The organism is Paracoccus sp. S4493 (assembly GCF_000967735.1).
GTDB classification, from domain to species: domain Bacteria; phylum Pseudomonadota; class Alphaproteobacteria; order Rhodobacterales; family Rhodobacteraceae; genus Paracoccus; species Paracoccus marcusii.
Window position 1 is genome coordinate 1 of sequence record NZ_JXYF01000248.1, and the last position, 359, is coordinate 359.

Consider the following 359-nt stretch of genomic DNA (forward strand, 5'->3'; position numbering starts at 1 on the left):
GGCCTGGACCTGATGCGCGCACCGGGATCGGCCGCGCCGGGGTTGTACGCCCCGCCCGCACAGGGGCCAAGCGTGCGCCCCTATCGCCCCGACCTGCGCCCGTCGGACCCGTCGCAGCCGGGCGGCCCCGCCATGCGCGCCATGCCCGAGGCGCTGGAATTCGATCAGGCCGATGACGCGATCACCATCGCGGGCCAGATCGCGCCGGGCGATGCGGACCGCTTTGTCGCCTGGCTGGACCGGACACGCCCGACGGCGACGCAGGTGACGTTGGACAGTTCGGGCGGATCGGTGTCCGACGCGCTGGCCATCGGGCGCACGATCCGCGCGGCGGGCTATGCGACCCGCGTGGGCGACGG

1 pseudogene is annotated in these 359 nt (G+C 74.9%); it reads left to right on the top strand.

Going from position 1 to position 359, the window contains the following annotated elements:
• Positions 1 to 359, top strand: a pseudogene (locus tag TW83_RS21270) (hypothetical protein); the annotation flags it as partial.